Source organism: Mucilaginibacter sp. P2_A4, assembly GCF_056405015.1.
This window is the reverse complement of the sequence record NZ_JBFUCX010000001.1, coordinates 441,521-456,449: the sequence shown is the minus strand read 5'-3', so window position 1 is coordinate 456,449 and position 14,929 is coordinate 441,521. Positions and strand designations below refer to the sequence as shown.

Genomic DNA, 14,929 nt, shown 5'->3' with positions numbered 1-14,929 from the left:
AATTTTTAAATCCATAGGGCCGGGCGGTAAAACGCTTGGTCCTTTTTTTGTTAAAGGATACCTGTTTGCCAGGTAAGGCGGTTTAATTTGTAAACAAGCTGTTCATCAATGGTTTCATTATAACTAAAATGATGTCGCTCCAGTAACTGAACAGATTTCACATTTGCAGGAGAAAGCCATGCTGTTATGGTATTCAGCTCCATTTCATCAAAGCCATAAGCAATAACGCTATCAACAGCCTCTTTCATCAAACCTTTACCTTGTTCAGATGGTAATAGCTCATAACCTATTTCGGCACTTATGGCCTTATCATTGAGGTTCCAGTAGCATATTGCTCCTATAAGTTTACCTGAGCATTTAAGTTCAATACCCCAGTACACACTTCGCTTATCGATCATATCCTTTCTCCGCGCCGCTATAAACTGATTTACGGCTTCGGCAGTCTGCACCGAACTGCGGCCGATAAAAAGGTTTATATCATCGTTACTACGGATTGCTAATAGTTGTTCTGTATCACTAAACATCAGCTCTCTTAACCTCAACCGATGGGTATGCAATTCTGGAAATTGCGTTGATGGAAACCTAACAGGCATTACTTAAGCGGTGTAAATTTAGATGCCCAATATTTTTTATCTGCAATAAGAGCTATCGGCAAACCTATACAAATTATCAGTATAATAATCCCCGTTAAAGCAACCTGCACCTTGATAGGGTGAAACCCAATTTTGCTTAAAGGTACAACAGCAAGATTCATCACCAGCCAGGTGATAACCCCATAAAAAATGGCAATTAAATATTTATTGCGCAAAAGCTTATCGCAAATGGGGTAAAGCGGGTAAAAAACGGCCGTAAATAAAAAAGCAATGAGATAATGGAATATAACTCCGGCCAACACCATTTCGGCACCGCCATTAAATGCTGCTTTGCCAAATACGCCACTTGCTATAAACTTAAAAATAATATCAGCATGAATACTGCCGTTGGTGAAATAGTTCCAGATGATGGCTGCGATGCCATCAAGCGTTCCTGTTAAAAAACAAAGCCATAAAATAGTAAGTATGGCGTCGTTTTGTTGTGGTTTGATATTTTTTGCAGCCATGGTGATGAGATTTAATACTATAAAGTTATGCTTTTTATAAAAAGCACCTGTATTGACAGGTTTATTTTTTACAGTTAAATAAAGTATTAAAACTGATGCCTATTTTTATACCAAATGAATGCCGAAAACACAATTGAGATCCCCGGATTGCTAAGCAACAAAGCAAGCAAAAAACTATGTTTTGAGGTGGAGGGATTGACGATTGAAAAACAACGGAGCTTTGTTTCAACAGTGTTTTTACCTACTCAAAATATTGCAGCTTTCCGGTATGGAATTACCTGGACGAGGGGATATAATTTTGTGTTTGGCCGCCAATATTTTATTGAGATACAAAATGATGAGCAAAAAATAACGCGGATTAAACTTGGTAGTTATTACGGCATCCGTAAACATTTGTACGGTAAATTATGGGCCGATATTATACAGCAGCTATGGAAAAACTATTTTATAAATATGTTTAGCTATTACCATGAGTTATATACAATACATCAAACTTTTGAGCTTTGCGGTATCCGGTTCCATTGTGATGGCATTGGTTGGGAACGTCAACATATATTACAGTGGGACGAGATTGCTGTAAGCAGTTACCAAACTTATTTCATGATCTACAACTGCCAAAATAAAAAGCAGTGCGTCAGCAAAAGCTTCGCCAATGATTGGAACGCTGTGATACTGCAGGTACTTTTAAAGGAGATTGTAGAAGAACGTAGTGTGATACGATCTTAATTATTTCAAATACTCGTTCAAATAATAAAATATCTTATTCCTGATGTCCTCCGCATCAAACATAACCCCGTAATGCGGGGCGTTGGGCACCATGATCAACTCATTTTTTACCCCGGCCAGTTTTAGGTGTAAGCTAAGTAGAATAGATTGCTGGGGACTTACAGATTCATCCTTTTCGCCCTGAACAATAAGGAAAGGAGGATCATTTTTGTCTACATAAGTAACAGGGCTTGCTGCTTGAGCAAGGTCGGGACGGTCAAACACCCGGGCACCTAGCAGTAAGGTTAATGGACTTTGAGGATCAGTTGATTCGTTACCCTTGATCGATAAAAAATCCGACGGGCCATAAAAATCAAGCACCAGTTTTATTTTGAAGGCAGGCTTTTTTCCGGCCTGGTAAAACTCTTTTACATTGTTGTTATTAGATAAACCCATCAACGAAGCTAAATGCCCTCCTGCCGAAAAGCCAATGAGTGCAATTTTATCGCGGTCGAGTTTGTATTTATTGGCGTTCTGGTATAAAAACTCAACAGCCTGGTTACAATCCTGCACCTGTGCCGGAAATGGCGCTGTGGTACTATGGCGATAATCTATTGATGCAACCGCATATCCTTTATCGATAAACCCTTTTATGGTTTGGGTCATATAACCCATATCGGCATATTTATCATTCAGCATCCACGCGCCGCCATGAATCCATACAATAAGCGGATAACTGCTTTTTACAACCTGCGGAAGATAGATATCCAACAAATGCTTTTTGAGGGTATCACCGGCGTATGGCACATTGCTGATAAATGTGGTGCCTTTAGGAAAAATATCGGGCTTAGGATTTACCTGGGCTTTTGAAATATTCACCGCGCAAACAAATGCTGCAATAAAATACAGGCTGCTTTTTTTCATAATTGGTTAGTTGAATTAAAGATAGTGTTTATATAAATACCTTGTTAAGATATTAAAGATTATTAGCGGCATAATCAGTTTTAAACAGGTTTGAATTTCGCAAACTATGGTTTGATATTCGTAACTAAGCTCCCTTGTTTTATTAACATCTTTGGTATATCAACTACAAAACAAATAACATGAAACTAACCAACAATAAAATTTTGATTACCGGCGGTGCAAGCGGCATCGGCTTAGGGCTTACCGAAAGATTTATACAGGAAGGCAATACGGTAATAGTTTGCGGCCGTCGCGAATCTGTATTGCAGGAAGTGGCCGATAAATACCCATCAGTAATTACCCGGGTATCCGATATCTCAGTTGAAGCAGAACGTGTGGAGCTTTTTGATTGGATTGCCGAAAACCACAGCGACCTAAATGTGCTGGTAAATAACGCAGGCGTACAGCAATGGATGAAAATTACCGACGAGGATTTTTTTGAGCGTGCCAAGGCCGAAATTGCGACCAACATTGAGGCTCCAATACATTTAACCTCGCTGTTCATGAAGCTAAAATCGTTAACCACCATTATAAACGTGACCTCGGGTTTATCCTTTGTGCCTTTTACCATGGTACCAGTATACTCTGCAACCAAAGCATTTTTCCATTCGTTTACGCTATCCGCACGTCATCTACTAAAATCAAAAAACATTGAGGTGATTGAGATCATCCCACCGGCATTGAACACCGATCTGGGTGGCAAGGGCCTGCATGATGCACATCCTCCGGTAAGCGCGTTTATCGAATCGATTTTTGAACAATTGAAAAACGAAAAAACCGAACTGACTTTTGGATTTAGTGAAGCGATGGCCAATGGCGGTCCCGAAGAAATAAAGGGGATATTTAACAGGTTGAATACGGTGAATTAATAAAACTAACGACCATAATTACCAGTTTGTCATTTGAATTGATAAAATTCGGAAAACTCTAAAGTTGGAAATGACAAGCGGCGAAAGACTTACGAAGTTTTAAAAACTTCGTAAGTCTGGAATTCTTTAACTTGTCACAGGTAGCCCGTTAAACAACAAGGCAATACCAAGAGCCGGTTCTAAAACCCCTGTAAAGTAAACCAGGAACCTTTTGAAGGGAATAAAACCAGGCATCATCATTACCATATCATCCGTATACATAAAATGCCCGAATGCCGAAAAGCTACATAGGCAGGTTACCACTGAAAATGATGTTCAAATCGCCTACAAAAAACGGGAAATGATTGTGAATACGATGAAAGTTGAACGGAGGATGATGAGTACCTTCATATATTTTCAATTGTTCATTCTCCACCAGGCATCTGCTGGCCCAAAAAATCTTTGAATACAGACCAAGATACATTATCAAAATTTTCATTTGTAGCTATCTTCCCTCCAAATGATGTCAGCAATACTTCAATCTCTTTAAGTCCAAAGTCAGCAGCGCTCCATTTGGGTGTATACCCTTGTGATGACATTGTATTGGGATTGGCTCCGGCGCTGAGTAAAAGTTCAACTATATCTAAATATCCGCCCATTACAGCCCAATGTAAGGGCGAATTACCAAATCCATCAAGCTCATCTAAATTGATCTCAGGCGCAAGACCTGCCCTAACATTTTCTATTTCACCAGTCAAAACCTGCTCATGAAACGGGTATTTCTTTACAGTTACAGCCTTTTGAGGATTATCGCGAACTAATTCTCTCATAAAAGAATATTCTTCAACCGGCGTCTTCATTCGCTTGGCAACATCACAGATAACAGTATAAATATCGTCGTCTATCTCGATATTATGTTCATGCATTTTGGCTATAAGTAAATCAAAGCATACCCCACATTCATTATATTGGAGGTACTCTTTCGAGTTATTAACATCAACCTCATTCAGCCCGAATAACTCAGCTACTTTTATTAAATATAGCAGTTGGTCTTTAATACTTTTTCGTTTTTTAAACCAACTGATCATCCTATTTCATTTTGTATTAAATCTCTTTTAAGCACCAATCAAACGCTCACCCTCAATCTTCTTTTGCAGCTCTAATATAGCTCCAATTAAAGCTTCTGGTCGCGGTGGGCAGCCTTGTACGTATACATCAACAGGGATCACCCTATCTACCCCCTTAACCACGTGGTAACCATGTTGCCAGTAAGGGCCGCCACAGTTGGAGCATGATCCCATAGAGATCACATATCTTGGTTCGGGCATTTGCTCATACAGGCGTTTAATGCGCTCGGCCATTTTAAAGGTCACAGTACCTGCTATAATAATCACATCGGCCTGGCGGGCTGATGGGCGCGGGAAAACCCCAAAGCGGTCCAAATCGTAAGTGGATGCCATGGAGCCCATCATTTCAATGGCACAGCAGGCTATCCCAAAACTCAAGGGCCATAAGGATGATAAACGCGCCCAATTAAGCAGGTCGTTCATTTTGGTGATCACTACACCACCTTCTTCGCTGGTTAGTTCGCTACTCATTTGCAGGCTTTTTAAAGGTGGGTTTAAACATCGGTTTTCTTACCGGTGGTAATTCTGTTGGTGTTGCGGCAACAACGGCTTCCGCAAGCGGTTCGTTGCCCATATTAAACGCTTTAACAGTAAATTTACTTTGCTCCAGGTTTAGTTTTTCGTAAAACGATGCCGGGATATTTACATCAGTGGTAGGTACCGTAGGTTTGGCTTTAATCCATTCCAGGTCGCCCTTTGCCCAGGCATAAACCAATCCTAATATCAGGATACCCAAAAAGATGAACATCTCTGCTAAAGAGAACCATCCCCAGCGGGCGTCCCCGGCAATTAGCTCGTGATTCCCAAATACGGTAGCCCAGGGAAAAATAAATACCATTTCTACATCAAACAATAAAAATATCAGCGCTATTACATAAAAACGCGAATTAAAGGGCAACCAGGCATTTCCTGTGGGTTCTTCTCCACATTCATAGGACGTTAGCTTCTCGTAATTGGGGTTATTGGGCGCCAATAATCTGTTGAAAAAAAATATCACGCACACCATTATTATTCCGGTGAGCAGAAAGATGAGTATCTTTCCAAATTCTGATATTTGCGAAACTTCGGTCATGACTACAAAATTAACAAAACAAACAGATTTTGATGCAATAATAATTGGCGGAGGAGCGTGCGGACTCATGTGCGCCGTGCAAGCCGGCTTTTTAGGCAAACGGACCCTCGTCCTCGAAAAAAACGACCGGGTGGGTGCCAAGATCCTCATCAGCGGCGGCGGAAGGTGTAATTACACTAATCTGTACGCTACCGACCAGCAATTTATATCGCAAAATCAACATTTCTGTAAATCAGCCTTTTCGCAATGGACGGTGGATGATACCATCGGCTTTTTTGAAACTTATGGTATTGAAGGAAAGGAAAAAACGCTTGGCCAGTTATTCCCGGTAAGTGATAAGGCTAAAGATGTGGTAGAAGTTTTCACCAATCTATGTGCCGATCTTGACCAGGAGATCTGGTGCGATGCCGATGTAAAAATGGTTGAAAAAACCGATGACGGTTTTACCGTTCGTGTTGAAATTGCCGGCCGGCAAGAATTTATAAGCGCGCCAAGTGTGGTGATAGCAGCTGGCGGCTTACCTATCCCTAAAATGGGCGCTACTGATTTTGGCTTAAGAACAGCCCGCCAGTTCGACCTCAAAATAGCGGATACCGCCCCCGCCCTGGTACCGCTTACCATTACCGGGAAAGATCAGCCCTGGTATGAACAATTATCTGGCAACAGTATCTTTTGCAGGGTTTGGAACGATAGGATTAGCTTTGAAGAGAACATCCTGTTTACCCATTGGGGTTTAAGTGGCCCGGCCATTTTGCAAATCTCGTCCTACTGGAAACCTGGCGAATATATTTATATCGACCTGCTCCCTAACCAAAACATTGCCGACCTGATTCAGCAGGAAAAAGAAACCAATGGTAAAAAAATGTTACTGGCCTACCTGGCTGGTTTATATACCCGCAAGTTTGCCGAGGCATTAAGCGACAAATTACCCGTAGAGAAAAACCTGGCATCCCTCACCAAAACCGAAATTGAGGATATTAGTACCTTAATACATGAGTTTAAAGTAAAACCGGCCGGCGATAAAGGATATGACAAAGCCGAGGTAATGCGCGGTGGTTTATCTACCGATGAGCTATCATCTAAAACGCTGGAAACCAAGAAAATTCCCGGCTTATTTTTTGGCGGTGAATGCGTAGATGTTACGGGCTGGCTTGGAGGCTACAACTTTCAATGGGCCTGGGCAAGTGGGTTTGTAATAGCGCAGAATCTTTGATCAGAATTTAAGAAAAGTAGAATAATACTCCCGTCATTGCGAGACACGAAGCACTCTCTAAACTATACAGAGCGCACGCAAAAGGGTGATTTTGCATAGACGATTTGCTTATGTAGAGATTGCTTCGTGCCTCGCAATGACGGTAAAAAATGCTTACCGTTCCACAATTTCATAATTCCTGTACTCGCCTATCCGCCAGCCGGTAATCTGCTCTATCTTTTGAAGCAACTTACGCCTAAAGGTCATGCTTTTACGCAGCTCTTTGGTGCTAAAGTCGATATTCCAGTTGGTAGCCTCAATTCGCTTCAGGATAGGCGCAGGGTGGGTGCCTGTAAAGCGTACTAATTTATCGGCATTGCTGTAATCAAATTCGTAAGTTTCGGGTAGGTTTTGCGCCATCCAGGCATCATCATGATAAAACTTATTAAAGTTGCGGATTTTATTATTGAGGCCCTGCGGTGGTTTAGCCCAACCATAATGATATATATAGGCATCAATCAACTTCACTTTTATCTTACGGTCATCCAACCTGAAACCCTGCGCATCACGATAGGCTTTTATACCTTTAATATTTTTCAATAAACGAATCTCCCTGCGATACCAGCGTCTCGAATCGCCATAATAATCATAGGAGCCATAAAAATGCCGGTATTTAAACAGCAAACCTTCGATGTTTGGCTTGTTTAAAGCATCCTCCATTTCCTTTTTAATGATGGGGTGATATTTTTCATGCACAGCCTCATCGCCCTGGATATAAAAAGCCCAATCGCTATCAGGCGAGATTGCTGCAAAAGCCTTATCTGTTTCAACCGCGAAAACGACTCCCCCATCTTTTAATGAATCATCCCAAACGGTATCAATTATTTTAATTTTAGGCGAGCCAATAGCCTCAATCAGTTCGCGAGTACCATCATCAGAGTTACCGGCCGCTACTATAAACTCATCACAAAGAGGTAAAACAGAGTTAATAGCTTCAACAATAGGATAGTCGTTTTTAACCGCGTTTCTGATAAATGTAAATCCGGATACTTTCATTAAGCCAAAGGTATTTAAATTGTGATTAGTCTTCAAAAAAGCTTTGCTGAGCCCAATATAATAACACACCCACCGCAAACATTTCCATCATAAAAATTTCAAACAGGATTATCATGAAATCTATAAACTTTCATACGCCTTTCTTCGTAAAACTCATTTAAAAAACAAGCCTTTTTTAAACGTTTTATCACTCTAATACGAACATAATAAGTAAAATATTTTACTTAAGATTGTATCAACAACCCTAATTAATAAACCATGGATATCATAAGAAGAGACAATATCACCTACGAAGAATTTATGGAGGAGCATTATAAACCGGGCATTCCGCTGGTTTTTACAAATGCCGCCAAAGTTTGGAAGGCAAATGGTCTGTTTAGTCCGGATTGGTTCAGGGAAAACTATCCCGATCGTAAAACCGACGTAAGGGGCAATACCCTCACCATGAAAGAAGCCATGGACATGGTTGAGGCAAGCACCGAAGAAAAGCCAGCCGTGTACCCTATTATATTTGATATACCATCAACCATACCAGAGTTGATGCCACTTTTAGACCCATTGGATCTGAACTATGCATCGCCAAATTGGTTAAAAAATAAAATGTTCAGCATAGGCAAATGGGGCGGCGCTACCGAGCTGTTTATTGGCGGCCCTGGTGGCAGGTTCCCATATATGCACATTGATTATTACCACCTTAACGCCTGGATTACCCAGCTTTACGGCCAAAAGCGTTTTACCGTTTTCCCGCGTGGACAAGAGCATATGCTATACCCACGCGCGGATGATCCATGGCGCTCGGAAGTAAATGTTTTTGAACCTGATTTTGAAAAGCACCCTTTATTTAAAGATGCAACCCCCATCAACTTTGTAGTTGGCCCCGGCGAAACTTTATTTATCCCCTTTGGTACCTGGCATACGGCTTATTCGCTTACCCCAACTATTTCGGTAGCTTTTGATACCCTCAACAGCAAAAACCACAAAGAATTTATGGAAGACGTTTGGACATTTAAAAAACGGCAGAGTAAATTAAAAGCAGTGGCTATGTATGCCTATGCCGCGGTGGCAACACAAACCTCAAAGATTAGCGAGGGATTTAAGGGAAAATAAAAACAACAGTATGCTGAGGATGCAAAGCATGGCGTAGCTACGCTGCATATTATCCTGTAATCTATTTAATTTTATACCAATTTTGCCCGATAAAAGAAAAAAATGCTGATTTTTGGGACCAACAAAACAGGAAACAACATTGGTGATCACTAATCAGAAATACGAAGAAGCACTCATTAATTATAACAAAAAAATTGCTGATGCCAGTGTGGAGGATATGGTGCTTAATATGGGCCCTCAGCATCCATCTACACATGGTGTTTTGCGTTTGGAGCTGATTACTGATGGGGAAATTGTAAAAGAAGTTATCCCTCATATTGGTTACCTGCACCGCTGTTTTGAAAAACATGCCGAATCATTAACCTACCAGCAAACCATTCCATTTACCGATAGACTGGATTACCTGGCCTCTATGAACAACAGCCACGCTTTTGTGATGGGTGTTGAACGAATGATGGGGATTGATAAAGATATCCCTAAACGGGTGGAATACATCCGTGTGCTTGTTTGCGAACTTAACCGCATTGCATCGCACCTGATTGCCATTGGCACCTACGGTATTGATATTGGTGCTTTCACCCCTTTTTTATGGTGTTTTAGAGACCGTGAACATATTATGGGTATGCTGGAATGGGCTTCGGGCTCGCGTATGCTTTATAACTATATTTGGGTAGGCGGTTTGTTTTACGATTTACCTGTTGGCTTTGAAGAGCGCTGCCGCGATTTTGTAGAATACTTTAAACCCAAAATGGTTGAACTGAATCAACTACTTACCGATAACCAGATATTTATATCCCGCACGGCCAATGTAGGTGTACTGCCGCTGGATGTGGCTATTAACTACGGCTGCTCTGGCCCCATGCTGCGTGCTTCGGGCTTGAAGTGGGACTTACGACGGATTGACAATTATTCGGCCTATCCCGAGCTTGATTTTGAGATCCCAATAGGCACCGGTATCATGGGCACTGTTGGCGATTGCTGGGACCGCTATAAAGTAAGGGTTGATGAGATAGAACAATCGCTTAGGATAGTTGAGCAATGCCTTGATCGCCTGCAAAACGAACTGAAACGCACACCCGATTTTGATCCCCGGGCCAAAATGCCCCGTAAAACAATACCCAAAGCTCAGGACTATTATGTACGATGCGAAGGCGCCAAAGGCGAGCTGGGTTTTTACTTTGTAGCCGATGGTAAATCCGAGATCCCCACACGTGTAAAAGCCCGAGGCCCAAGCTTTAATAATCTTTCCGTACTACCAGAAATATCCAAAGGCGTACTCATAGCCGACTTGATTGCTATCGTAGGCTCTATCGATTTTGTTTTGGGCGAGGTGGATAGGTAAAGGTCACACGGCTGGTATCCGCGCCCATCCGTCGCATTTGTCTGAATCAGAATTTTCAGAATTAAAGAATTAGCAGAATTTGATTCATAGGAGAAAAATTAATTTGTAGGCGTTGCAAATTGCATCCTTCCTTTCCCTTGTTCTTTTCTCAAAAAAATCCTTTGTCCGAAAATCCTTGCTCCCTACTCCAAAATCTTTACTCAAAAAAAAAGAGACACCTTTCGATATCTCCTTTTAATTATTAATTTTTATTGGAATTGGGCAATATTAATAAACCTTAACCATGAACACATAGTTTTTAAGTTTCTTAAGCTGTTGTGGTCGGCTTAAGCCAGCTAAGGTATTTTTAGTACTTAAGGTTAACGATTTAGTTAACGAATCGGATGGTATATTTTGTATGGTTCTTAATAAATAAGCTGATTTTTTAGCAAACGCAGCACCAGCAACCTGTGTTTGCTTGCCGCTTATAATACCAATAACATTTCCCTTGTCATCCAATAACGGGCCACCGCTATTGCCCGGATTAACAGGTATAGAAACCTGGTATTCTGTTGTATCGCCAGAGTAACCGGTGGCTGCTGTTAATGAGCCCGGTCCATAAACCTCTTCACCACCCGGATATCCGAATGTCCATGCGTTTTCGCCAAGATCGCTGATAGATTTCTTGAAGTTATAAGGAACATTCCCCAGATCTTTAAATGAAGCATCATTGATCTGTAAAATGGCCAGGTCATATTGTGGTTCGGAATAAATTACTTTAGCGTGAAAAGATTCGCCTGACGCATTTTGCACATAAATGGAATCGGCGCCGTTTACTACGTGATAGTTTGTTGCTATATAACCATTTGATGATAAAGCAAATCCTGTACCCCTAAAATTACCAGGATTGGTCATTTTAGGTTTAGCGGTACTATTGGTGCTTTTAATAAAACCATCAAGTTTACGATCAAGCAGTTTAGCCTGATCCTTTGTTTTTCCAATCTCCTGTTTCAGCTCAACAAAACTTGAATCATGATTATTAAGCTTACCTGTAAAAAACAGTGTACTTAATATAGCAAAAATAGCTATTGAAGCGGCAACAGATATTTTTGAATGATGATGCCTCCATAACTGAACAATCCAGTTAGGATGTATCATCAATTCCTCTTTAAGCGCATGTACATCAATATCATTGTGAATAGCATCCAAACGTTTTTCAAGTTCCAGGCGCTCGCCATATTGTTTAATTAAACCAATAAACAATTTATGCTCTACTACCTTGCTATCAACGCTGGCATCTTTTTTACGCAACAATTCAAACTCTGTACGCTCAGTAGCGGTCATATCGCCATCAAGGTACCGTTCAATTAATTCCAAAAGTTGATTCTCACTCATCTCTTTACTCTCCTTTACTTCTGCTGAAAAAATAATTTCTTCAGCCTTTGCAGGCATTTATACTTTTGCGTTTTGGCATTATCAGCATTTGTATAGCCAAAACGTTCACAAATCTCCTGCATTGATCTGTTATGTATATAAAAATCTTCCATAATGGTTTTGCAGGGTTCGCCTAATAACTGGAGCGCTGCCTCCATTTTATTAAACTGTATATCCCGGTCATTATGTTTTTCAACCTCATCATCAACAGGCAGGTATTCTTCAAAATCTCTGATGTCCCCTCCGTACCTGTTCATCTGGCTTAATCTTTTAAGCCAAAGCCTGCGGCAAACCGAATAAATATATGTTTTAAGCTTACTGCTTAACTCAAATTCGCCCGATTTTATCTTATTATAAAGAACAATGATAGCTTCCTGGTATATATCCTTGGCATCATCCTCATTCCCGTTGTTGTTGATAATTAACTGTAATATCATGGGGAAATAGGTGGTATATAACCTTTTTAATACTATTTCCGAATTGTTAAGTATCCCAAGAACGATCTCGCTATCTGTTGGTGCCGAAGCTTTTAAGTCTTTATTCACTCTTAATACTGTTTATACGAAAATGTAACCCATTGCGGTAAAAAAAATAAATCGTAGCCAATAAAATTACAAAACCTTGCTATATGCTTTTTCAATTTTAAAATACCAATTTGTTTTTAATACCGCAAAAACAACAAAGTAACCTCTCCGTTACATTTAATAATGCCGGTAATAATGGCGGCAAATCTGCAATAAAAAAACTCGCCCGCAAAACATTCCCAATCACGATAAATGCTATAAAATTGATAGAATTTATTTTTTATTAAATTTCATGGGTTACCTTTCTAAACTTATGGTATTAATAACGAAAACGATCAAAAAATATTAACATTTTAAAACTCTTGAAAATGAAAAATTTATTAAAAACTGGTTTAGTTGCTTTAGTTATCGCTGTTTCTTTTTCAGCTTGTGGTGGTTCTGCTAAAAAAACTGATGGTGATTCAACTAAAACTGATTCAGTAAAAGTTGATTCTGCAAAAACTGATTCAGCTACTAAAGTTGATTCAACTGCAAAAGCTGGTGCTGCTGCTGTTGATTCAGTAAAGAAAGATACTGCAAAAAAATAATTGCTGATAAAGCATATATAAAAAGGGCTCAAGTATAAACCTTGCTCCCTTTTTATTGATTTTTTAGTTTTTTTTACAATTAAAAAGGTAATCCTTAATTTATTTTTAAATTATGGGTTACCTTTTTGCATTTAAGGTATTAAGATGAAAACTATTAAATCACTTATTAAAAAATTGAACATGAAAAATTCATTCAAATTAGGCTTAGTTGCCTTAGCTATCGCTACTTCATTTGCAGCTTGTAAAGGTGCTTCTACTTCATCTGCTACAGATTCAGCTAAAACAGATTCAGCTAAAATGGACTCAGCTAAAATGGATACTGCTGCTAAAATGAACGCAATGAAAGATAGCGCTAAAGTTGATTCAGCTAAAAAAGACACTGCTAAAAAAATGTAATCTTACTTTTTTTAGATTTCTAAAAACGCCCTGGTTTTCCAGAGCGTTTTTTTTTGCCCAAATTTTATCTGCAAAACAATTTAAGCCAATATTGTTTAATGTGATATGAAATATTCCGAATGGACAAACTTAAGTGATGCCGAACGTAAAAACATAGGTTGGCACAAACATCCACACATAAAAACGGCTACATTATATAGCATTGCTTTTTTTGTTACGTTCATCATTGTAATTTTAGGTATCAGCAAAAACAGTAGTGTACATATTAACATTAAGCCTACGGCAAAAGAAGCATTTGAAACTGCTAAAGTATTTGTCAGAGAGCATTTAGCCCAACCCGGTACAGCCTCGTTCCCCAACAATAGCTTTACTCCTATTATTGATACTGCAGCAAACAGTTATCAAATACAGTCAACAGTAAGATTTATTGATAAGAGTGGCAAAACAGTTAAATCATCCTGGAATTTAAAAATGCTATACAAGGGCGGCGATTGGTCTGAAAGTACCAGCTGGCTGGTACAATCGGTAATCATTGATCCTGGAAATTAATTTCCTATAAAACAAAAAGGAGCGATTAAATACCGCTCCTTTTTCTTCGTTAATAAGTAAATTTTAATGAACATTATCGCGCAGGGCTTTTATCTCATCATGCGCATCAAGCACTTCATCATGATGCCGGGTGATTATTTCGCGTAAAAAGGCAGGAATATATTCTTCGTTTAAAGCCTCCTTATATGCTTTTACGGCTGCATCTTCGCCAAACTCACATTCTTCCAAAATATCATGAGTGTCATGAGCTGTAAAGGCGGCCTTAACATCTAACCAGGCACGGTGAATTTTACCACTCGTTGTGGTACTGGTTTCAATTTCTTTACCTAAAACTTCAATTTCTTTACCCAATTCGTTTTTGTAACGATTGCTGTCGTCAATTATGCTCAGGAAAATTGATTTCAAATCTCCTTCGCCATCTTTCAGATCTTTTAGCGCGCGATTGTATCCTTCAATACGGTCGTTGTTGATCTGTACCAGATCATTTAAAACTTCTGCTGTTGCTTGTGTATTTTCCATGGTAATTAATGTTTTGTATTGAAATAAACGACAAACAAGTTAATTTGTTTAACTAAATAATTAAAAATTATCTAAATAATAAACAATTTTATCATTTACGATTTCCCCCGAAATAATGAAATCAACCATACAATAATCAATATAACTACAATCACAGCTATAACGCCTACTACGGCGCCAGCCTTAAATATCCCTCCTATTACAGAGCAGCCGCTCAGGGCTAACATGAACAGGGAGATGAATACTAAATGTACGTTTTTCATAATGATGTTTTATAATAGATAAAGTTTACATGTAAGGGCCTTTTATTTATCACCCTGTTTTATGAACAAATACAATAATCAGACCTGATTAAAAAAACATCTTTTTTACAGAAAATAGTTACATAAATAGGAGCCAATGTATTGAATTTCATTAAAAATGAGTTTTT

19 protein-coding genes are annotated in these 14,929 nt (G+C 39.4%); 8 read left to right on the top strand and 11 right to left on the bottom strand.

Translation table 11 applies throughout. The features are described 5' to 3' along the window. Nucleotides 1–50: 50 nt before the first annotated feature. Both AC1DYB_RS01710 and AC1DYB_RS01705 read right to left on the bottom strand, forming a co-directional pair. A complete protein-coding gene (locus AC1DYB_RS01710; RefSeq protein WP_477431904.1) occupies nt 51–593 on the bottom strand; it encodes a GNAT family N-acetyltransferase in 543 nt (180 codons plus the stop codon). Continuing rightward, a complete protein-coding gene (locus AC1DYB_RS01705; RefSeq protein ID WP_295712947.1) occupies nt 593–1,099 on the bottom strand; it encodes a hypothetical protein in 507 nt (168 codons plus the stop codon). Before AC1DYB_RS01705 ends, AC1DYB_RS01710 begins: the two co-directional genes overlap by 1 nt. 114 nt (nt 1,100–1,213) lie before the next feature. Here AC1DYB_RS01705 and AC1DYB_RS01700 point away from each other — a divergent pair, with 114 nt between their 5' ends. Next, nucleotides 1,214–1,825: a hypothetical protein gene (locus AC1DYB_RS01700; RefSeq protein ID WP_477431902.1), complete on the top strand. Its 612-nt coding sequence runs from the start codon at nt 1,214–1,216 to the stop codon at nt 1,823–1,825. Here AC1DYB_RS01700 and AC1DYB_RS01695 read toward each other — a convergent pair whose 3' ends face one another. Next, entirely contained in the window at nt 1,826–2,728 is a 903-nt protein-coding gene (locus AC1DYB_RS01695; protein ID WP_477431900.1) for an alpha/beta hydrolase fold domain-containing protein, read from the bottom strand. It lies immediately after the preceding gene. Between the two features lie 179 nt (nt 2,729–2,907). On the opposite strand from AC1DYB_RS01695, the gene AC1DYB_RS01690 reads away from it, so the two are divergent. Then, on the top strand, nt 2,908–3,636 hold the full coding sequence (locus tag AC1DYB_RS01690; RefSeq protein WP_477431898.1) for an SDR family oxidoreductase: 729 nt from the start codon (nt 2,908–2,910) through the stop codon (nt 3,634–3,636). A gap of 404 nt (nt 3,637–4,040) precedes the next feature. On the opposite strand, the gene AC1DYB_RS01685 is transcribed toward AC1DYB_RS01690, so the two are convergent. Genes AC1DYB_RS01685 through AC1DYB_RS01675 form a run of 3 tightly spaced genes read right to left on the bottom strand, consistent with a single transcriptional unit; the run spans nt 4,041 to nt 5,814 of the window. Next, nucleotides 4,041–4,703, bottom strand: a complete 663-nt coding sequence (locus AC1DYB_RS01685; protein WP_477431896.1) for a MafI family immunity protein — start codon at nt 4,701–4,703, stop codon at nt 4,041–4,043. Nucleotides 4,704–4,730: 27 nt separating this feature from the next. Next, the gene (locus AC1DYB_RS01680) at nt 4,731–5,213 is read right to left on the bottom strand and encodes an NADH-quinone oxidoreductase subunit B (RefSeq protein ID WP_295712930.1); all 483 of its coding nucleotides are present in this window, start codon (nt 5,211–5,213) and stop codon (nt 4,731–4,733) included. Then, nucleotides 5,206–5,814 carry an NADH-quinone oxidoreductase subunit A gene (locus AC1DYB_RS01675; RefSeq protein WP_295712927.1) on the bottom strand — a complete coding sequence of 203 codons (609 nt, stop codon included), beginning with the start codon at nt 5,812–5,814 and terminating at the stop codon, nt 5,206–5,208. The genes AC1DYB_RS01680 and AC1DYB_RS01675 overlap by 8 nt, the downstream gene beginning before the upstream one ends. Between AC1DYB_RS01675 and AC1DYB_RS01670 the strand changes: the two genes are divergently transcribed. Further along, a complete protein-coding gene (locus tag AC1DYB_RS01670) occupies nt 5,813–7,027 on the top strand; it encodes a BaiN/RdsA family NAD(P)/FAD-dependent oxidoreductase (protein WP_477431894.1) in 1,215 nt (404 codons plus the stop codon). The two genes, AC1DYB_RS01675 and AC1DYB_RS01670, sit on opposite strands and share 2 nt — an antisense overlap. Nucleotides 7,028–7,180: 153 nt before the next feature. Here the strand turns inward: AC1DYB_RS01670 and AC1DYB_RS01665 are convergent, their stop codons facing one another. Beyond that, complete coding sequence (locus AC1DYB_RS01665) at nt 7,181–8,062, bottom strand: glycosyltransferase family protein (protein ID WP_477431892.1); 882 nt, start codon at nt 8,060–8,062, stop codon at nt 7,181–7,183. Between the two features lie 258 nt (nt 8,063–8,320). On the opposite strand from AC1DYB_RS01665, the gene AC1DYB_RS01660 reads away from it, so the two are divergent. Next, nucleotides 8,321–9,169, top strand: coding sequence for a cupin-like domain-containing protein (locus tag AC1DYB_RS01660; protein ID WP_477431889.1), 849 nt, complete (start codon nt 8,321–8,323; stop codon nt 9,167–9,169). 145 nt (nt 9,170–9,314) lie between these two features. Continuing rightward, a complete protein-coding gene (locus AC1DYB_RS01655) occupies nt 9,315–10,511 on the top strand; it encodes an NADH-quinone oxidoreductase subunit D (RefSeq protein WP_477432630.1) in 1,197 nt (398 codons plus the stop codon). 267 nt (nt 10,512–10,778) lie between these two features. On the opposite strand, the gene AC1DYB_RS01650 is transcribed toward AC1DYB_RS01655, so the two are convergent. Then, nucleotides 10,779–11,885, bottom strand: a complete 1,107-nt coding sequence (locus AC1DYB_RS01650; protein WP_477431887.1) for a S1C family serine protease — start codon at nt 11,883–11,885, stop codon at nt 10,779–10,781. Between the two features lie 14 nt (nt 11,886–11,899). Next, entirely contained in the window at nt 11,900–12,469 is a 570-nt protein-coding gene (locus AC1DYB_RS01645) for an RNA polymerase sigma factor (RefSeq protein WP_274209329.1), read from the bottom strand. Nucleotides 12,470–12,816: 347 nt separating this feature from the next. Here AC1DYB_RS01645 and AC1DYB_RS01640 point away from each other — a divergent pair, with 347 nt between their 5' ends. The 3 genes from AC1DYB_RS01640 (at nt 12,817) to AC1DYB_RS01630 (ending at nt 13,980) form a co-directional block, all read left to right on the top strand. Next, nucleotides 12,817–13,035 (top strand): hypothetical protein, encoded by a 219-nt coding sequence (locus AC1DYB_RS01640; RefSeq protein ID WP_477393730.1) that lies wholly within the window; start codon nt 12,817–12,819, stop codon nt 13,033–13,035. Between the two features lie 144 nt (nt 13,036–13,179). After that, nucleotides 13,180–13,431, top strand: coding sequence for a hypothetical protein (locus AC1DYB_RS01635; RefSeq protein ID WP_477431885.1), 252 nt, complete (start codon nt 13,180–13,182; stop codon nt 13,429–13,431). Between the two features lie 105 nt (nt 13,432–13,536). Continuing rightward, nucleotides 13,537–13,980: a hypothetical protein gene (locus tag AC1DYB_RS01630; protein ID WP_477431883.1), complete on the top strand. Its 444-nt coding sequence runs from the start codon at nt 13,537–13,539 to the stop codon at nt 13,978–13,980. 63 nt (nt 13,981–14,043) lie between these two features. On the opposite strand, the gene AC1DYB_RS01625 is transcribed toward AC1DYB_RS01630, so the two are convergent. Beyond that, entirely contained in the window at nt 14,044–14,499 is a 456-nt protein-coding gene (locus tag AC1DYB_RS01625) for a PA2169 family four-helix-bundle protein (protein WP_477431881.1), read from the bottom strand. Between the two features lie 95 nt (nt 14,500–14,594). Continuing rightward, a complete protein-coding gene (locus tag AC1DYB_RS01620) occupies nt 14,595–14,762 on the bottom strand; it encodes a phosphatidate cytidylyltransferase (protein WP_477431879.1) in 168 nt (55 codons plus the stop codon). Nucleotides 14,763–14,929 lie beyond the last annotated feature (167 nt).